Source organism: Haloarcula litorea (assembly GCF_029338195.1).
GTDB lineage: Archaea > Halobacteriota > Halobacteria > Halobacteriales > Haloarculaceae > Haloarcula > Haloarcula litorea.
This window is the reverse complement of sequence record NZ_CP119779.1, coordinates 2,075,512-2,092,121: the sequence shown is the minus strand read 5'-3', so window position 1 is coordinate 2,092,121 and position 16,610 is coordinate 2,075,512. Positions and strand designations below refer to the sequence as shown.

The following is a 16,610-nucleotide window of genomic DNA, read 5'->3' as shown; positions in this document are numbered from 1 at the left end:
ACACTTTTGCATCAATAGTTTGGACACCCCGAAATCGGGTGTTTTCTAAGGACAATTGCAAAAGATGATCCCTACGATGAATCAACTATGCAGGCGACAATTATTGACGGCGTTCTCGAATCTCTCCGCATCGGCGTCGGATTCCTCTGGACGGCGGCGTGGGCGATCATCATGGGCCTCACGGTCACGAGTCTCGTCCAGGTCTACGTCTCCAAGGAGCGCATGGCGAAAGTTCTCGGTGACGGCGATCTGAGTGGCCTCACCAAAGCGACTGTATTCGGAGCAGCGAGCAGTGGGTGTAGTTTCGGCGCCGTCGCTATCGGAAAAGGATTGTTCAAGAAAGGGGCACACGCGGTGAATTTTCTGGCATTCATGTTCGCGTCAACGAATCTCATCGTCGAACTCGGGTTGATGATTCTCATCCTACTGGGCTGGGAGTTCCTCCTCGCAGAACTGCTGGGCGGCCTTATCCTCATCGCCGTGATGGCAGTCCTCGTCCACCTCACGCTCCCCGAGAATCTCTTCGACGAGGTCCGGGAGACGCTCAACGAGCGCGACCGTGAGGCCGGCGTCACCGAAGACCCGACCTGCGGAATGGAAGGCAAAGACGAGTACACTCTCACCACTGACGGTGGTGAGACGCTGGAGTTCTGCTCAGAGGGGTGTATGGAGACGTACCTGCAGGAGGCGTCCAGCCACGGTGGCTGGCGCGACGAGTTGCTGTCGTGGGGCGGCTGGTACAAGGTTGGAAACCAGTACCGCAAGGAGTGGTCGATGATCTGGAAGGACGTCATCGCGGGCTTCCTCATCTCGGGGTTTGTCATCGTCTTCGTCCCTCAGTGGGTCTGGAACACGCTGTTCATCCAGGGCGATGGCTTGCTCGTGACCGCCGAGAACGCGATTATGGGTGTCGCCATCGCCGTCATCAGCTTCGTCGGCAGCATGGGTAACGTCCCGTTCGCCGTCGCGCTCTGGGGCGGCGGCATCAGCTTCGCGGGTGTCATCGCGTTCGTCTACGCCGACCTCATCACGATTCCCGTGTTGAACGTCTACCGGAAGTACTACGGCTGGAAGATCATGCTGTACATCCTCGGCGTCTTCTTTGTCACGATGGCGTTCACCGGCTTCCTCATGGAACTGCTGTTCGACGCCTTCGGCATCGTCCCAGACCTCGCGGGTGGCGAGACGGCGACCGAGCAGACGTACTTCGAGCTGAACTACACGTTCTACCTCAATATTATCGCCTTCGCGCTCTCCGGGTTCCTTCTGTATGTCTACCGGCGGGGACTCGGCGCACCGGGTCAGTATCGTGATCCGGTGTGCGGGATGCGAACCGACGATGAGGGCCCGAGCGCGTCCCACGATGGAACGACGTACTATTTTTGCTCGAAGACCTGCAAGCGTACGTTCGAAGAAGAACCAACGGAGTTTGCCGATCAAAGCCCACAGATATCGAGCCACGATCACGACCATGACCACTGATGATCGCACGGTGATTCATCCGCTGTGAAGGGGTTCATCATCACGGTTTCAATCCGGAATTGTCACACCTGACGCGCCCAAATAGACGGTATGAATAGTCAAATCTCACAATTCGGGGCTGTAATATGAATCGCCGTCGAGCAGATACTGTCGTCGGTGTGCTTCTTGGATTCGTTCTCCTGGCCGGCGGGGCACTCAGCTGGCGGGCCTATCAACAGCGTCGGGCTATCGAGCAATCGATGGGGTCGATGATGGATTCATCCATGGGAACGATGCACGGCCCAGACCCGCTCTGGTACGTGGTTGGCACCCTGCTGGTCGCAGGTGTAATCGGTGGCGTCTATTACGTGGTCCGGGGAGAGCTCACCGATCCAGAAGTGGTCGACACAACGGCGCCTGACGATCCCGCACAGACATCGGCGGCAACGGCTACGTCGGTGGACGATGAAGCATCGCCGGCGACGTCTATCAATCCTGAATCGGACCCACAGGGGCGGGTTCTCGATCTCTTACCGGATGATGAACGACGCGTCCTCGAACCCGTCCTGAACTCCCCCGGAATCACGCAAATCGAACTCCGGGATCGGTCCGATTTTTCGAAGAGCAAGGTGAGCCAGACCGTGAGTTCACTCGAGAAACGTGGGCTGTTGTACCGCGAGCGCCAAGGACGAACGTATCGGATCTATCCGAGTGACAATTTGCAGCAGAACCAGGCGCACTAACGATCGGGACAAACCACGAGAACTGTTTGGAATCGTGGCCGTGGATGCTGCACTCAAGACGAGCGATACCACGTACCTTGTCCTCACCACGAGGCCTATACCCTATGACGGAAAAAAGAGGACTATGCCCTCCACAAAGCTCTCCCGCCGCCGTATATTGAGAGCGAGTCCCATCGCACTCATCGGAATCGCAGGCTGTCTATCCCAGCCCAGGTCGTCAGGTCCATCGACGAATTCGTCAGGACGGTCACCGACGACTGGTACGACGCACACCGAGTCGAATGATGACGACGAACCGAGCGTCAGGGCCATAGATGTCGCCGATTTCGTGCTGTATCCACTCGCGGGTACCCATCCCCACGTCTATAGCCGAGCACACACGCAGTACATAATCGTTCGGCAAACAACGCCGAAATCGATAGACACGGTCCGAAACCGACTCGCGCTGACGCTCGACGAGGAACCCCTCCCGCTAGCCGAACGACAGCCAGTCCCCTGGAAACACGATACTGTCGATCTCGCGTTTGCTGTCCCGAAAACCGAGACATTCGAACGGGGACGAATCGTGTTCAAGCATTCAGAGCTCCGCCCACTCTCAGAATCGACAATCAGTCGTCTGAACAACCCACCTGTGTTCGAGCTTTCGAATATATCTGCCTCTCCATCCGAGATTCAGGCTGGAAAAAAGGAAACGGCGACCATTCAGTTCGATCTCGCGAATACCGGTGACGGGCGTGGGACTTTCGGTGCCAGTCTCAAAGGGAACTTCGTCTCAGGATCGAATACGGTGACTGCAACACTCGACAGCGGGGCACGTCGTGAGATTTCTGCCTCGACCGAGATTGTGGGGAAGGACGAGGAAGCAACTATCCGTCTTGACTGGGGTTCTGACGAGTGGTCAACAGGTATTTCGGTCGTCGAAGCCGCGGAACTCACCGAATCGTCGCCTGAAACACCATCTTCGTGAGTGACGAGAGATGAACTAGGCGGCACATCGATCGCTGACTGCCGGGCTAATCGAGAAACGAGCGGAGAAGCACACCGAGCCCGAAGACAAGAGCCACGGATTCAGCAATATGGACTTGCGTGAGTGTCAATCCAGTGTACTGGTAGAGGAATCCCTCAATGAGAACACCAAGCGTGATAAATCCGAATCCGATCGTCGCGTCACGGAGGTATCGGGTTCTGTCTCGGCGGTAGGCGCGGAAACTGATCGCAGTCGTCGCAAGCCCTATCAGGAGTAAGAGGACACGAATAGCGACTAAGGCGAGGTCCCAGTGACTGGTCATGGACCTCCCTCCCCCTTCGCTTGCTGTGGGATTCGACCGTACAGCGAATACAGAATGACGAGCATCCCGACTGCGACGATGGCCGTCTGGATGGTCCCCGCCAGGAAAATCGACAGGCCGACGACATCGAACAGGACGCCCTCGATGACGGATCCGATACTTATGAACAGGAACCCGATGGCGACGTAGAGCATCGGCTCGCTGCCGTACGTTCGATACCCCTTGTACGCCTGGTACGTTATCAACAGCCCCAATCCGACCGTGACGAGTTTCGCGATGACGAGTTCGATGTGCATGGTTTGTTCAACTCTCCCGGATGTCGTTCCAGATGCGCGAGAACCTCTGGGCGGCGTCCTCACGAACGTGGACGCTGACGTCGATGGTTCCGTCCTCGATATCGACGTCGAGGTGGTCGACGTTCGCCTCGTAGACGCTGTGATGGCTTCCGTCTGATTCGATCCGTGTCCGCTCGACGAGCAGGTCGCTTGCAATCATGTCTTCGACTCGACGATAGATGGTCGAGAGGGCGACATCACACTCCTCGCTGAGTTCCTTCGCCGACTTGGGAGCGCGGCTCGTCGCGGCCAGAATCTGCCGGACGCGCTCCTGACCGAGCAGTTCCAGGAGCTCGTCGGAGCGGTCGTCAGTGGACACGGCTGTTCCTCGCAATACGAGGTACTTACTCGGAGGTGCTTAAATGAGGAACAGTTTTGCGTCGCGTGCAAAACAGGAAGCCCCCCTATTTCCCCGCCCCTCCTATCTCGAACTGTACGGTGACCGGTGCTATGAGCCATCCACGACTCACACGACGGCGACTGCTCGAAGGAACCGCCGGTTTAGCTGTTGCTGGGCTGGCCGGCTGTACCGGCGCTCCGAGCGGGTCGGGGCAACAGGCAGCAGGGGATACTCCCACAGCGGGCGGAGCATCCGGGGGAGACGATCAACCCGGCCATGGACAAGAGGCCCACGGTCACGACACGGTGAGCGAACCCAAGGCGTCCCGGGAGGTGGCAGTGAACACGGCGCGAACCGAGGGATCGACCGAGTATCACTTCGACCCCCACGTCACCTGGGTCGAGCCTGGCGGAACGGTCACGTGGCGACTCGAGAGCGGCACGCACACCGCAACCGCGTACCACCCTGGCAACGACCAACCCCGGCTCGTTCCCGAGGGAACGGACGCCTGGGACAGCGGAACGATGTCAGAGGAAGGTGAGACGTTCGAACACACCTTCGAGACCGAGGGCGTCTACCACTACCTCTGTACGCCCCACGAACAGTTCGGAATGATAGCCACAGTCATCGTCGGGGAGCCGCACCTCGAAGACCAGCGGGCGCTCCAGACGATGCCGGAGAACAAACCCGAGGAAGTGCATGGGAAACTTGAGGAACTCAACACCATGGTCCGGGAGATCATGGGTGAGGGCCACGAGGAGGAAGAAGCCCACACCGAGGACGGGCACGGGCACGAAGAAGAGACCCACACCGAAGAGGAGACCCATACCGACGACGGCCACAGTCACGAAGAGGAGACGCACACCGAAGCGTAGGCCCGACGGAACTCGCGGAGGTTCGGAGCGAGACCACCCACCAACTCGGAGTGCGCCTCCCCAGCAACCCCCTCACCCGTGATACAACAGCTTCAGACGACTGTCCTCGGCCGAGAGTACACGCTCAAGCTCTCGGGGACGCTGACGGGCTACTGGCTCATCTTTCTCCGGTTGCTCGTGGGCTGGTGGTTCCTCCACGAGGGGTTGAACAAGTACGTCGCCCCGGGTCGGTTCCGGGCTGGCTGGTTTCTGGAAAAAACGGGCACGGTGGTTTCGCCCGTTCTCAACGCGTTCGCAGGCGGCGCGACGGAAGCCGCCGTTGAACTCGTCGTCCCGGCCGGCGAGGTGTTGATCGGTCTCGGGCTGATTCTCGCTCTTCTGACGCGAACGGCCGCGTTTTTCGGCACGTTCATGCTCTTTTTCTTCTACTTCGGGTCCGAACACTGGCGCCGCGGGCTCGTCAACGGCGAGTTGATGGGGCTTGTCCTGTTCGTGACGATCGTCGTCTTCGGTGCCGGGCGTGTCTGGGGCGTCGACTCCTATCTGGAGACGACCGATTTCGTGCGAAACAGACCGTGGCTGCGGTACCTGCTCGGCTGAGGAGATGATGGACACGACACCGCCACACTCGGACTACAGCTGTCTCGACGACGCAGTGCTTGCCACCGGTCTTGGTCTCGTCCTCCTCGGACTAGTGGTAATGGGCGTCGTCGAGACGCTCCTCGGAAGCGCTCACTTCACCGAACGCGTCCCCGGTCTCGGCGTCGTGGTCGTCCACACGTCCTTCACCCCTCGTCTCAGAGCGCACGTCATCGCGCTCGGCTTCCTCGTCCTTCTCGCGTGGGGCCTCTCCCGCGTGGGTCGTGCAATCCTCGCATCACTGGGAACTCGTCCGTGAGGGCACACGCGAACGTCTACAGTAGCCGCGTGGAGCCGCTCCCCCCGACACCGTCGAATTCGGCACTTGTGAACGGTCGTATCTCTGAGAAACGATTAGAACACTCTATACACGCTCTCGAACGTTCTCTTGTGTGGATTCACACCCACGCCGATAACTCCTGAGCAGTCCTACGAGTAACCGAGGAGAAAGACAATGACCAACGTCAAACTCGGCCGCTGGCTGCTCGTGGCGCTCGCGATCGTCGGACTCGCGTTTGCCGCGCCCGTTGTCAGTGCACACGGCAACGACACGACCGCTGACGACGCGCCCACGGACAATGCTACCGCAGATGAGTGGGCCACCTGGATGGAGGCGCAGATGACCGACCACATGGGTTCGGGTGCTGTCGAGTGGATGGAGTCGCACATGGGTGTGACCGTCGACGAGATGGCCCAAGTCATGGCTGACGAGGAATACCACAACGGGGCCGACGACGAGTCCCACGGCGGGATATACGGGCAGGGCCACTGCTGACGGCCCCGCTCGTTTCGCTCGCTCCAACCGACCACCACAACTCACCAACGCAAGGTAATGACGCAACTCACCACTCACATCGGACGCACTGCTCGTCGACTCGCGATGCTCGCCGTCCTGCTGCTGATCGCGGCGACTGGAACGGTTGCTGCCCACGGTAGTGGGAGCTACAGCGGCGGCATGATGGGCGGGAGCGACTGGGGCCTCTTCGGCGGAGCGATGGGGCTCTGGGGACTCCTCTGGATGGGGCCCCTCATCTCCGTCCCCCTCTATATCGTCCATGCGCTCCGCGATCGAGGATCCGACAGAAACGAGGAACAGTCGCTGTCGGTTCTCCGCGAGCGCTACGCCCGCGGTGACCTCTCGGACGACGAATTCGATCGACGGCGAAATCAGCTCGAATGTTCCGGATGACCGGATCCGTTGCTGTTCCAGTCGATACATCACACTCCCTACGCCCGCCATTGCGGCACCCAACCGTTAACCCCGTGGACGGGGTATGTAATTCATGAACTACACAATACAAACAGCAGTAACCGGCGAATTCGACGACATCGTCGACACGACGATCGCTGCGCTCGAAGACGAAGGATTTGGCGTCCTCTGTGACATCGACATCCAGGCGACGCTCAAAGAGAAACTCGGCGAAGAATTTCGCCAGTATCGCATTCTTGGTGCCTGCAACCCCCCGCTGGCATACGAGGGACTGACCGAAGAAATCGAACTCGGCGCACTCCTCCCGTGTAACGTCATCGTCTACGAGACGGACGACGGCGATATCGTCCTGAGTGCCGTCGATCCACAGCAATTAGTCGGTATCGCAGACAACGATGCGCTTGACTCCATCGCGACCGAAGTCACCGAACGCTTCGAGCGTGTTCTCTCTGCTGTCGGCGACGAATACGAATCCACGTCGGAGGCCTGATCTTCGATGTCTTCGTCGGACCAGCTCGATACCACGACCATCATCCTCCTCATCCTCGGGGCAATCATCGTCTTGCCCTTGCTCACGATGGGGATAGGCTTCGGCGGGATGATGGGCTACGGTGGCATGATGGGATATGGCGGTACTGGTGGGTGGTTGCCGTTGGTCGGGATGCTCGTCCCGCTCATCTTCCTCCTTTTCCTTCTCGGTAGTGGCTACCTCGTCTTCCAGCGCACGAGCGAAACGCAAACATCTCGGGATCCGGCGATGGAGGAACTTCGCACCGCATACGCTCGTGGCGACCTCACTGACGAAGAGTTCGAAGCCCGCCGCGAGAGGCTCGAACAATCAAGCTGACTATCCCCTAAACCCGGATTCACCTGTTTGGACACCCCCTCATCGAATGGGGAGTATCGAAGCCAAACAATCGTCAGCAAATATCCTTCGAATCAAAGAGACAACCCCTGCCCCAGCAGATGGTTATGAGTAGTAATGGGGGTAAACGACAAGCACGTATTGGATTACGTACGGAGTCTTCGCACCGGTATCACGCCTAGCTAACGACTCCAGAATGATTCAGTCATCATGACACACCACAGCCGACGTCAATTTTTAGGACTTGTCAGTGCTGGCGCAGTCGCCAGCACAGGCTCCACTCAGTCAGCGAACGCACAGGAGACACCCGTCGTGGAGATGGGAAATAATTACTTCGACCCAATCGGTTTGCGAGTCGATCCCGGGACAACCGTTCGGTTTGAACTTGTAGCCGGCGCACATTCCGCCACGGCGTACTCGGATCGTATTCCGGCCAGCGCTTCTACATTCGATAGTGGTACGATCTCGGAAGGGAGCTTCGAACACACGTTCGAAACGCCAGGAACGTATGACTACTACTGTACCCCACACAAGTCGCTCGGAATGGTCGGACGGATCGTTGTTGGGAGTGCTGGCGGGCCAGCGGAGGAGAGTCCGATTCCGAATGGCGAGGTTCCATCGAGTGAGGCAATTGTTGAGGAAGGAACAATCGCCTACGGCTCGAACAGTGGTGGGAGCGGAAATACTGGGGGTGAAATGATGGGGTCGGGCGGCCACGGGATGATGAACGGCCGTAATGGAGGGGGAGTTGGGGGACTTCCAGTCGTTGGTGGGGCGCTCGGAATGCTGGGCATTCTCGGCGGGACACTCTACTGGCTCGGAAATCGAAGTTCCCCTCAGTCGAGTACTGACCACTCAGCTAAAGAGATGCTACAGAATCGCTATGCCAGAGGTGAAATTGACGAGGAGGAATATAGACGTCGCCGTGAGCGACTGGACGCGTCTGATGAGGACGTCTCCAATTGATTGCCACCAAGAGAGGGTGAGCGGAGCGGAGTCAAGCGATTCACGGATTGGTAACTCTCGTTATCACCGACTTCTGCTAGTTCCGAACGACCCTGTGATACTGGCCTACTCCAGATGAATGACTTTTCCTGCAATCACTTCGCCCGTGTGGCCCGGTAGTACACGCCGATTGTGAGGACGGCGACGAGGAGGAGATATCCAGTAGCCCACACTAACGAGAGAGCCGTATCTACGTCCGCTGTGAGTCCGGTATCGACCATCACGCGGACGGGCCAATAGCCGGGGAACAGTTTCATCCACCATTCGGGCTCGGACTGGATGAACAGTGGATCCTGAAAGAGTCCGATATCGAGCATCGGGAGAATCAACATCAGCCACATCCCGGCTAGGCGGTCGAAGACGGCGCCCACGAGCATCCCGATAAGACCATACGTGACCGAGACGATGAGCATCGCTGCGACGAACCACCAGAGATGCTCGGGCTGGAAATCGACGAGCATCACACCGACTGAGACGCCGGTGACGATGAGGGTGATTGCTGTGAGGACCCCAAACCGCGCAGCGATGACCTGTCGTGCACGATAGCCGGCGACTGCCAGACGACCGTCCGTGTCCCTGGCTTCTCGCATCAGGAACAACCCGGCGAGTCCAGCGATGAGGGCGCTCGTGATCGGCGTCATAATTACGCCGTGGACCTCCGGCATTCCCCGCATCACCGTCACCGTCTCATCGTCGATGAGCGTCCGAACCGGCATCTCGACATCCTGGGTGACTGCGAACGCCAACGTGATGAACGAGACCGGTAAGACGACCAGTAGAGCGACGAGGACGTAGTTTCGCGCCTGTTCTTTGATGCCGATTGTGAACGCCGTTGTCGTACGGTTCATGCGGACCACCCACCACTGGTGCGCATTGTCATTCCGAACACTGCGGTGACGAGCACGAGCAAGACTAGCAGGTATCCGGCAACGAAGCCGAGATCACCCATCGTATATGTACCTTGGAACATCGCCTCCTGAAGGAGTTCCTTCGGATGATAGAGCGGGAAGTATTCCACGAACTCGGGAACGTCGGCGGCCAACGGGCTGTCGCCACTGAGGAACGCATCCATCATCGCCAGGAACACCACGACAAGCGAGCCTTCGAACAGTCGCGGAAGGAGCGCCCCGACGAGTGCGCCGAGAAACGCATAGACGAGGCCGGCAAGTACGAGGAATACGAACGTCAGGACAGGGGCTTCCGGTGAACTCGTCAGCCAGAGAACGCCGTAGTTTACGGCAGCCACGACAACGGTCACACCTCCAAGCGTCGCTAATCGAGTTGCAAGCAGTGTTCGGGGTGGATAACCTGTCTGAACGAGTCGGCGATCGGCTGCCCGCGCACTAATCATCTGGGCGAGTCCCATCAGGCCGGCGATGATGGCGACCCCGAATATCGCTCCGAGGAGGCGACCTAGATCTATGGGAATCGCCTCGACCGTCGGCATGGTCGGCAGTCCTGCCATCGCTTGTCCCCAGCCTTCGATAACGACAACCGGAAGGAGGAGTGCCAGGACAACATTCAGGGGGGTTCTGAGGAAGGTGGAGACGTTCGCCCGGATTCCAGTTTGAACCCTATTCATCGGTCTTCTCCCCCCGTTCACCGGTCGTCGCTTCGGTCTTGCTCTCCTGGTCAGTCACGTCGTAGACGTGTCCGTCACGAACCTCGTAGATGCGGTCGAGACGACTTTGCTCCTCGATCAGGTGTGAAATCATCGTGACAGCTGTTCCGCCGGCAGCGAGTTCCTCGGCGAGATCCCAGAACGTGAGATACGTCTCCCAGTCGAACCCGGTGTAGGGCTCGTCCAGCATGAGGACGTCGGGGTCGTGCATCAGGGCAATGCTGAGATTGATTTTCTGCCGGTTCCCACCGCTAAGTTGGTCGATTCGGTAGTCAAGGTACTGCTCGAACTCGAGTTTCGATGCGAAGCGGTGTTTGGCCTCGTCGATTTCTTCGGCGGTCATTCCGTATCCGGCACCGAACAGTCGGAACGTCTCTGCGACTGTCAGGCGGTCGTAAAGCAGTGGTTCCTGCGGACACCAGCCGACTGTTCCCGTCCGTTCGACTGTTCCAGCATCTTGGTCAAGGACGCCAACGAGGATATTCATGAGCGTGGATTTGCCCGACCCGTTCGCGCCGACGATCCCGACGATTTCTCCCGTCCGAATTTCGAGGTCGGCACCGGTCAGGACGGTCACAGATCGTGTGAATGGTAGTGTTGACCCGTACGTTTTTTCGATTCCCTCAGCACGGACGAGTACCTCACTACCGTTCCCTTCTGGCGTAGTAGTTGTGGATGCTCCCATAGTCAGCTAAATGTACACGCTCTTAATTCACCGCGATTACTCTTTCAAATCCAAAACGACACTGTCAACGCGACACTGGATAGTAGTATTTCATTCGCATTACCCCTGTGATAGCCGCGATTTTCGGGCTTATTGAACTAGACAGTCCTCTAATAAGAGGGGTACTTCAGGTTATTCTAAAGCTGATGTCAAACGATAGTGCCGATAATATCGCCGTGATCTACAGCACAACTTCGATGGATTCAGCCCGGTAGCGGATCGATCAGTACCGTAGCCGACCCATCGAGAACAGCTTTCCCACTCTGATTTTCGATCTGTGTTAGAAGTTCGTATCGGTCGGTGTCGAGAACGTCGGTGATTTCACATCGGGCCGTCAGGGTGTCATCAATGCTGACTGGTCGGCGAAACTCCAAGCTCTGTGAAACATATATCGTGACTCCGGGGAAACACGCGAGTGCAGCACTAATCATTCCCGAGACGAGCGTTCCATGAGCGATACGGTGGCCAAACCGGGTCTTTTCAGCGAATGTTTCGTTGAGGTGGACCGCGTTTGTATCCCCGGTCGCCTCTGCGAATTTCCTGACATCCTCGTCTGTGATCGTCTTCGAAAAGCGAACGCTATCTCCCGTGCTAAGTGAAGACGGGTCGGTAATCGAGAGATCGAACTCTCCAGTGGCTCGACCGTATGGCACTCGGGGGAGCGTCATTCCTCCCGATTCAACGAGATGCGGATGTGGCGTTTCGGTGTACTTCTCAGGAACTTCTTCAAACAACGCTCGACAGTCTTCCGAGCAGAAGTGATACACTTCGTCGTCGTGTTCGATAGTCGGTTCGGCGGTTTCCTGTGAGACTTCCATCCCACAGACGGGGTCAACAGGCATTGATCTGTGATTCTACTTTTCTTGGGGCTTCTCGTGCTCTCCTTTGAACGCGGTCTCGCAGCCTTTGCAACAGAACTGCTGGAGTGACCCACCAACGCGGGTAGCTAGTCCATCTTCGCCGACAGTGGTTCCACAGTGTGCGCACGTAAGTACGGATTCAGTTCCGTTGGAATAGGCTGAACGGGTGGCGCTCGACAGCAGTTGCACGTCGTAACTCCGCACGTCACTCAGTGGTAGACTTTGCTGCACCCAGTTTCCGATCGAAGTCCGTGGCGGTGTCGCAACAACCACGATCTCGCCCTCAGCAGTTGTGAATACGTGTTCGACGTATGAGGTCTCGAGGATCGATTCTCGAAGTGAATCTGTCTTCCCGAGTTCAGACTGGAGCCGCACCATGACGTGTATCCGGTTTTCGTACTGTGTGAGGTCGAGATCGACGCTGAATCGACGAATGACACCTTCTTGCTCCAGTTGACGGACGCGTGCTGAAACGGACGGGGCTGAAAGATTTACTGCCTCAGCAATAGTGCTGTATGGTCGTCTCGCGTTCTCCGCTAAGAAACGAAGGATTTCGCGATCCGTGTCGTCAATTTCTGATTGGGCCATCGAAAGGTGGAATGGGGGTAAGGGATCGGGGGAACGGGGTGGGCGTGGGGGGAGCTATGACGCAGGTGTGGGGTGTGACGGTTAGACGTACTCCTCCGGTGTCGAGGTAAACGTCTCCTTGCAGCCCTCGGCACAGAAGTAGTACGTCTGACCGTCGTACTCAGCTGTGGCTACCGCATCCTTTTCATCGACATCCATTCCACAGACTGGGTCAGTTGCCATTTAGTTTCACCCCACATCATACGTACGAGGGCCTGAAACAAGCAATTTGTTCTTAGTAATCCAAAGTCGAGATACTGAGCGATTTGAGCCGTGCTGCATGGTTTGGCTTGCCCGACCCCGGAATCAAGGATTAGTACCTCACAATATCGAACTATCGTTCGAGCATACCAACGGATTCCTATCTGTATCCTCTATAAATGCTAGAGTCTGGACCAATTCTAAATCTATGGGTCACGATCCAACACACGACAATCACGGGCAGTGAAGATCCCACAGGTCCATCCAAGTCCGTGGATGCTCAAGCGTCGACATGACGATTCGATTCTTTCTCGCGCCGTGTGAGTAGCAGTCAAGTGGCCTCTATTTCCGCAACGAAAATAACGTGCCGCAGGAACGGCAGCGCGTGGTGAGCCTTCCTCACCTGCTCAGTAATCACTGCGGGATCGAGATCATACGCTCCCAACAGTCGTTCAATGAGAGCCCGGAGCGGGCTCGTGAGTAGCCGGAGGTACAGCGTTGTCCACTTTCGGAAGCGTCCGACGCTGTGTTTCGTGATATCTTCGACCGCTTTGAGCTCAAAACTCGCCTCGTCGAGAGCGGCTTTGTATCCTTCAACAGTACCCAAGGACGGCATATCCCATGCATCCGCAAATGAATCGACCAATCTCCGTTCCGTTTCAGTCACATCGGATTGCATCACAAGATCGGAGACTACGAGAACCCCCTCGGATTCGAGGGTATCTGCGGCTGTAGCGAAAACGCGATTCCGGTCGGGGAGGTATACGAGCGCATCGATTGCCGTACACGCGGCAAACGAGTCCCTCGTGAACGGGAGTTGTGTCGCGTCACCGACGACGAACTCTGAATCGAGGTGCGTATCGCGTGCGTTCTCGGTTGCCATCCGGATGTTGTACGGAACGAGGTCGACACCAGTGACGTGGAAGCCGAACCGATCGGAGAGGTGGAGTGCTGGACCACCTCGACCGCAGCCGACATCGAGAAGTCGCACTCCGTCCGTTGCGGGTAGGTACGACGCGACTGTCGAGCCGACTTCTGTGACGAGGCGGCGCTGACTCGAGCCGATAATATGTGGCTGGTACCACTCCGAGTAACCGAGATTGAGGAACTCGTCAGTGTCGAGCAGGATATCGAAGGCCCGCCAGATATCGGCTCGCTCGCCGCGGTAGGAGAACTGGTCGGTGATTCGATCGCGGAGCGTACTCTGGTCCATCGGCCACCTACTCGAGCTCGGAAACCTCCGAATAGCAGTACTCGGATTCGTCGCAGTACACGAGGTCGGCACACCCGCGAGGACGCTGGTAGTCGATTCCCTTGTGCCGTCGGAGATACGTCACGTAGCCGTCGTCAACGCGGTCCAGGATGTCGTGACAGATCCACTTCTCCCCGAACCAGGTGGCGCCCAGATTTCGGTACGGACACAGGAAGATCGTCCGTTCGACCGAATCGACCTGTGGCGTCTCGACGATCCGGACACCGACGAGGCGATACGCAACGCGAAGGCGGGTGACAACCGATTCCGGCGTATTCGCGCCGAGGAAAAGGACATACGCGAGCGTATATCCGAGGTCGTGGAGGAGTCGTCGAATCATCGTTCAGGCTGTCGACTGGCATCCCAAAGTATCTTGACCAGGTGTTCACTCCCAGTGATCTATCAATCATGAAGTTCCGAGTCCTAATTCGCTCGATAGATTGTCGGTTGTCAACTATATTTATTGGAGACAGACAGGATGCAGAGTGCGCATCTCATAGCAGGAGTCATCCAGCAAACAAGGATCGACTCACGCGGTCAGACCGTTTCACTGTGAATGGTTCGTCATTCCTGGAGTCTGATATCGAGGGGATCTCTGATCTCACCCATCACCGCTTCGAGAGCGTCCGTCGCAGTGATCAGTCCGACGACGTTCTCTTCGTCCTCATCATACACGAGTGCGAGCTCCTGGTGTTCGTCCTGAAACTGGTTGACGGCATCGCTGATGAGGGTATCTGCTTGAAGCGTCATCGGTGGGGCAGCGATGTCTTCAAACGTGACCTCGCCACGTTGGAGTTCGTTGATCCGATCGACAACTGCAGGGGCATAGACGATACCCCTGTAATCGGTGGGGCCGTCACCGATAAGAGGAAATCGCGTGTGGGGACTCGTTCCGATTCGATCGAGGTTTTTCTGCACAGAGACGGCTGTCGAGAGGAAAATAACGTCTTCATAATCGGTCATAATCTCGTTGACGGGTCGTTCGCCAACAGTGAAGGCGTTGATGACCTCTTCTTTGCGCTCTTCGGAGAGGCCTCCACGGTCAAGCAAGGATCCGAGTCGGTGTCGGAGGTCTGCCCGCGATTCGACCCGGTCGGTTTCGGTTTCGAGCCAGGCACCGGTCATTTCAACGCCGAAAAGTCCAAGCGTCCATTTAGCGACGCTGTCTCCGATCACGATTACCGGGTAAAGCAGCTTGGCAAACCAGTAGAGGGGGGTCGCACCGTATCGAGCGACGAATTTCGTCCGTTCGACCCCGAGATACGTGGGCGTCTGTTCGCCGTGGGTCAGATGGAGCAGGTTGATGATTACGAACGCGACGATACCACCTGCCCCGATCGATGTCAGAAGTGTATTCTCGAAGACTGGATCGATCAACGCAGCCAACGCCGGTTCTGCGACGATGCCGACAGCAATACTGGTCGCAGAGATGCCGACCTGGCAACTCGTGAGATAGATTTCGAGGTCCTGTGTCATTTCCCAGGCCCGCTGGAGGCCCGGGACGTCGAATTCAGACTGTGGATACTGTCGAACACGGGTCAGAGCGAATTCGATCGCAACGAAGAATCCATTCGCGAGAATGAGCAAGAGGCCGGCGCTCAGGCGAAGCGCCAGTTCTAAACTATTCATGTAGCAGTGTTCTCCGCTGGGATGTCAAGAATAGTGGTACCTCCTACTCGAGTTGATGGATTGCTATGCCTGTTCACTGGAGCTATCCTCGATCTTTTGTACGCGGCTACTATCAGTTGCCGCTTCTTTCTCATAGTCTGCCCTGATTAGCTTTCAAACCTTGAATTGAGACCACTCTCAGATTTCGGTGTACACGTCACCTGTCTTTCCGCCGCCGAGTTTGTAGACGGTGAATGTGTCGGACTTCGTCCCGCCCATCCCCGGCGAACCGGCCGGCATCCCGGGCAACGCGATGCCGTCGACTGCCGGCTCTTCATCGAGCATTGTCGCGATAATCTCGACAGGGACGTGTCCTTCGACGACGTACTCGTCGAGGACGAGTGTGTGACAGCTCTGTAAATCCGATGGGATACCGTGTTGGCGCTTGAGAGCCGTTACGTCCTCGGTTTCGGTTTCCCCGAGGGTCGTGTCGAGATGGTCCCGAAGATACGACGCATATCGTCCACAACAGCTACAGCCTGGTGAACTGTATTGCTGAGCGTTCGTCACTGCCAGCGTTCCCTCGATATCCCACTCGTCCTCACTCGATGATCCTAAACAGCCGGCGATTCCGAGTGCGACTGTCGTGGCACCGACCCGTAGTAGTCCGCGACGAGTTACGGCCCGTTCCATATGTTCGTCACTTGGGGCGGGGGTATCTATTGTACGTCGACCTTTCCTGCGTATTGAGAACGGATTCGGGCACGACGGCGGTGCTGACTTTCAGTTCCAAAGAGGAAACCACAAAAGACAGCGTCTCATAGTCCTTCGTATGAGGCGAGCCCCATCGGTCGAGGGGACCGCCGTGTCGGTCCCATCACGGCGTGCCCACGACCACGGCTCGGCGTCCCGCCGGCAGCGGCGGGTGACACAGCGACTGCACTCTCGCACTACT

The 16,610-nt window shown here is 57.4% G+C and carries 23 protein-coding genes and 1 pseudogene; 11 read left to right on the top strand and 13 right to left on the bottom strand.

Translation table 11 applies throughout. The features are described 5' to 3' along the window. Window positions 1-87: 87 nt before the first annotated feature. The 3 genes from P0592_RS11230 (at window position 88) to P0592_RS11220 (ending at window position 3,171) form a co-directional block, all read left to right on the top strand. Window positions 88-1,482 carry a permease gene (locus P0592_RS11230; RefSeq protein ID WP_276270979.1) on the top strand — a complete coding sequence of 465 codons (1,395 nt, stop codon included), beginning with the start codon at window positions 88-90 and terminating at the stop codon, window positions 1,480-1,482. Between the two features lie 125 nt (window positions 1,483-1,607). Then, window positions 1,608-2,204: a helix-turn-helix transcriptional regulator gene (locus P0592_RS11225; protein ID WP_276270978.1), complete on the top strand. Its 597-nt coding sequence runs from the start codon at window positions 1,608-1,610 to the stop codon at window positions 2,202-2,204. Window positions 2,205-2,328: 124 nt separating this feature from the next. Beyond that, the gene (locus P0592_RS11220) at window positions 2,329-3,171 is read left to right on the top strand and encodes a hypothetical protein (protein WP_276270977.1); all 843 of its coding nucleotides are present in this window, start codon (window positions 2,329-2,331) and stop codon (window positions 3,169-3,171) included. 46 nt (window positions 3,172-3,217) lie between these two features. Here P0592_RS11220 and P0592_RS11215 read toward each other — a convergent pair whose 3' ends face one another. The 3 genes from P0592_RS11215 to P0592_RS11205 are packed head-to-tail and all read right to left on the bottom strand — an operon-like array spanning window position 3,218 to window position 4,147. Further along, window positions 3,218-3,493 (bottom strand): DUF7521 family protein, encoded by a 276-nt coding sequence (locus P0592_RS11215; RefSeq protein ID WP_276270976.1) that lies wholly within the window; start codon window positions 3,491-3,493, stop codon window positions 3,218-3,220. Further along, a complete protein-coding gene (locus tag P0592_RS11210; protein WP_276270975.1) occupies window positions 3,490-3,789 on the bottom strand; it encodes a DUF7521 family protein in 300 nt (99 codons plus the stop codon). Before P0592_RS11210 ends, P0592_RS11215 begins: the two co-directional genes overlap by 4 nt. 7 nt (window positions 3,790-3,796) lie before the next feature. Further along, window positions 3,797-4,147 carry an ArsR/SmtB family transcription factor gene (locus P0592_RS11205; protein ID WP_276270974.1) on the bottom strand — a complete coding sequence of 117 codons (351 nt, stop codon included), beginning with the start codon at window positions 4,145-4,147 and terminating at the stop codon, window positions 3,797-3,799. A 326-nt stretch (window positions 4,148-4,473) separates the two neighbouring features. Between P0592_RS11205 and P0592_RS11200 the strand changes: the two genes are divergently transcribed. The 8 genes from P0592_RS11200 (at window position 4,474) to P0592_RS11165 (ending at window position 8,723) form a co-directional block, all read left to right on the top strand. Continuing rightward, on the top strand, window positions 4,474-5,043 hold the full coding sequence (locus P0592_RS11200) for a cupredoxin domain-containing protein (RefSeq protein ID WP_276270973.1): 570 nt from the start codon (window positions 4,474-4,476) through the stop codon (window positions 5,041-5,043). 78 nt (window positions 5,044-5,121) lie between these two features. Further along, complete coding sequence (locus P0592_RS11195; RefSeq protein ID WP_276270972.1) at window positions 5,122-5,643, top strand: DoxX family membrane protein; 522 nt, start codon at window positions 5,122-5,124, stop codon at window positions 5,641-5,643. A 4-nt stretch (window positions 5,644-5,647) separates the two neighbouring features. Next, window positions 5,648-5,941 carry a hypothetical protein gene (locus P0592_RS11190; RefSeq protein WP_276270971.1) on the top strand — a complete coding sequence of 98 codons (294 nt, stop codon included), beginning with the start codon at window positions 5,648-5,650 and terminating at the stop codon, window positions 5,939-5,941. Between the two features lie 195 nt (window positions 5,942-6,136). Further along, window positions 6,137-6,457, top strand: a complete 321-nt coding sequence (locus tag P0592_RS11185; protein WP_276270970.1) for a hypothetical protein — start codon at window positions 6,137-6,139, stop codon at window positions 6,455-6,457. Between the two features lie 57 nt (window positions 6,458-6,514). Then, window positions 6,515-6,871 (top strand): SHOCT domain-containing protein, encoded by a 357-nt coding sequence (locus P0592_RS11180; RefSeq protein WP_276270969.1) that lies wholly within the window; start codon window positions 6,515-6,517, stop codon window positions 6,869-6,871. A 94-nt stretch (window positions 6,872-6,965) separates the two neighbouring features. Beyond that, window positions 6,966-7,382, top strand: coding sequence for a DUF302 domain-containing protein (locus tag P0592_RS11175; RefSeq protein ID WP_276270968.1), 417 nt, complete (start codon window positions 6,966-6,968; stop codon window positions 7,380-7,382). 6 nt (window positions 7,383-7,388) lie between these two features. Next, on the top strand, window positions 7,389-7,739 hold the full coding sequence (locus tag P0592_RS11170; RefSeq protein WP_276270967.1) for an SHOCT domain-containing protein: 351 nt from the start codon (window positions 7,389-7,391) through the stop codon (window positions 7,737-7,739). Window positions 7,740-7,967: 228 nt separating this feature from the next. Further along, window positions 7,968-8,723 (top strand): plastocyanin/azurin family copper-binding protein, encoded by a 756-nt coding sequence (locus tag P0592_RS11165; protein ID WP_336406636.1) that lies wholly within the window; start codon window positions 7,968-7,970, stop codon window positions 8,721-8,723. Window positions 8,724-8,857: 134 nt separating this feature from the next. Here P0592_RS11165 and P0592_RS11160 read toward each other — a convergent pair whose 3' ends face one another. The 10 genes and pseudogenes from P0592_RS11160 to P0592_RS11115 all read right to left on the bottom strand — a co-directional run bounded on the left by P0592_RS11160 (window position 8,858) and on the right by P0592_RS11115 (window position 16,348). Continuing rightward, window positions 8,858-9,610 (bottom strand): ABC transporter permease, encoded by a 753-nt coding sequence (locus tag P0592_RS11160; RefSeq protein WP_276270965.1) that lies wholly within the window; start codon window positions 9,608-9,610, stop codon window positions 8,858-8,860. Further along, complete coding sequence (locus P0592_RS11155) at window positions 9,607-10,209, bottom strand: ABC transporter permease (protein ID WP_276270964.1); 603 nt, start codon at window positions 10,207-10,209, stop codon at window positions 9,607-9,609. Before P0592_RS11155 ends, P0592_RS11160 begins: the two co-directional genes overlap by 4 nt. Before the next feature lie 127 nt (window positions 10,210-10,336). Continuing rightward, window positions 10,337-10,960 (bottom strand): ATP-binding cassette domain-containing protein, encoded by a 624-nt coding sequence (locus P0592_RS11150; protein ID WP_276270963.1) that lies wholly within the window; start codon window positions 10,958-10,960, stop codon window positions 10,337-10,339. A gap of 350 nt (window positions 10,961-11,310) precedes the next feature. Next, entirely contained in the window at window positions 11,311-11,949 is a 639-nt protein-coding gene (locus P0592_RS11145) for a MaoC/PaaZ C-terminal domain-containing protein (RefSeq protein ID WP_276270962.1), read from the bottom strand. Window positions 11,950-11,961: 12 nt separating this feature from the next. Next, window positions 11,962-12,555 carry an AsnC family transcriptional regulator gene (locus P0592_RS11140; RefSeq protein ID WP_276270961.1) on the bottom strand — a complete coding sequence of 198 codons (594 nt, stop codon included), beginning with the start codon at window positions 12,553-12,555 and terminating at the stop codon, window positions 11,962-11,964. A gap of 81 nt (window positions 12,556-12,636) precedes the next feature. Next, the gene (locus tag P0592_RS11135; RefSeq protein ID WP_276270960.1) at window positions 12,637-12,777 is read right to left on the bottom strand and encodes a YHS domain-containing protein; all 141 of its coding nucleotides are present in this window, start codon (window positions 12,775-12,777) and stop codon (window positions 12,637-12,639) included. A 349-nt stretch (window positions 12,778-13,126) separates the two neighbouring features. Continuing rightward, complete coding sequence (locus P0592_RS11130; protein ID WP_276270959.1) at window positions 13,127-14,008, bottom strand: class I SAM-dependent methyltransferase; 882 nt, start codon at window positions 14,006-14,008, stop codon at window positions 13,127-13,129. Window positions 14,009-14,015: 7 nt separating this feature from the next. Beyond that, a pseudogene (locus tag P0592_RS11125) lies at window positions 14,016-14,378 on the bottom strand (hypothetical protein); the annotation flags it as partial. Window positions 14,379-14,611: 233 nt separating this feature from the next. Then, window positions 14,612-15,676 (bottom strand): CNNM domain-containing protein, encoded by a 1,065-nt coding sequence (locus P0592_RS11120; protein WP_276270957.1) that lies wholly within the window; start codon window positions 15,674-15,676, stop codon window positions 14,612-14,614. Window positions 15,677-15,853: 177 nt separating this feature from the next. Continuing rightward, window positions 15,854-16,348, bottom strand: a complete 495-nt coding sequence (locus P0592_RS11115) for a DUF411 domain-containing protein (RefSeq protein WP_276270956.1) — start codon at window positions 16,346-16,348, stop codon at window positions 15,854-15,856. Window positions 16,349-16,610 lie beyond the last annotated feature (262 nt).

Coding starts and splice junctions, on each gene's coding strand:
- P0592_RS11130 (WP_276270959.1), bottom strand. CDS start 14,008: ATGGACCAGAGTACGCTCCGCGATCGAATCACCGACCAGTTCTCCTAC.
- P0592_RS11175 (WP_276270968.1), top strand. CDS start 6,966: ATGAACTACACAATACAAACAGCAGTAACCGGCGAATTCGACGACATC.
- P0592_RS11220 (WP_276270977.1), top strand. CDS start 2,329: ATGCCCTCCACAAAGCTCTCCCGCCGCCGTATATTGAGAGCGAGTCCC.
- P0592_RS11190 (WP_276270971.1), top strand. CDS start 5,648: ATGATGGACACGACACCGCCACACTCGGACTACAGCTGTCTCGACGAC.
- P0592_RS11135 (WP_276270960.1), bottom strand. CDS start 12,777: ATGGCAACTGACCCAGTCTGTGGAATGGATGTCGATGAAAAGGATGCG.
- P0592_RS11145 (WP_276270962.1), bottom strand. CDS start 11,949: ATGCCTGTTGACCCCGTCTGTGGGATGGAAGTCTCACAGGAAACCGCC.
- P0592_RS11225 (WP_276270978.1), top strand. CDS start 1,608: ATGAATCGCCGTCGAGCAGATACTGTCGTCGGTGTGCTTCTTGGATTC.
- P0592_RS11115 (WP_276270956.1), bottom strand. CDS start 16,348: ATGGAACGGGCCGTAACTCGTCGCGGACTACTACGGGTCGGTGCCACG.
- P0592_RS11170 (WP_276270967.1), top strand. CDS start 7,389: ATGTCTTCGTCGGACCAGCTCGATACCACGACCATCATCCTCCTCATC.
- P0592_RS11180 (WP_276270969.1), top strand. CDS start 6,515: ATGACGCAACTCACCACTCACATCGGACGCACTGCTCGTCGACTCGCG.
- P0592_RS11140 (WP_276270961.1), bottom strand. CDS start 12,555: ATGGCCCAATCAGAAATTGACGACACGGATCGCGAAATCCTTCGTTTC.
- P0592_RS11165 (WP_336406636.1), top strand. CDS start 7,968: ATGACACACCACAGCCGACGTCAATTTTTAGGACTTGTCAGTGCTGGC.
- P0592_RS11210 (WP_276270975.1), bottom strand. CDS start 3,789: ATGCACATCGAACTCGTCATCGCGAAACTCGTCACGGTCGGATTGGGG.
- P0592_RS11155 (WP_276270964.1), bottom strand. CDS start 10,209: ATGCCGACGGTCGAGGCGATTCCCATAGATCTAGGTCGCCTCCTCGGA.
- P0592_RS11230 (WP_276270979.1), top strand. CDS start 88: ATGCAGGCGACAATTATTGACGGCGTTCTCGAATCTCTCCGCATCGGC.
- P0592_RS11185 (WP_276270970.1), top strand. CDS start 6,137: ATGACCAACGTCAAACTCGGCCGCTGGCTGCTCGTGGCGCTCGCGATC.
- P0592_RS11120 (WP_276270957.1), bottom strand. CDS start 15,676: ATGAATAGTTTAGAACTGGCGCTTCGCCTGAGCGCCGGCCTCTTGCTC.
- P0592_RS11160 (WP_276270965.1), bottom strand. CDS start 9,610: ATGAACCGTACGACAACGGCGTTCACAATCGGCATCAAAGAACAGGCG.
- P0592_RS11215 (WP_276270976.1), bottom strand. CDS start 3,493: ATGACCAGTCACTGGGACCTCGCCTTAGTCGCTATTCGTGTCCTCTTA.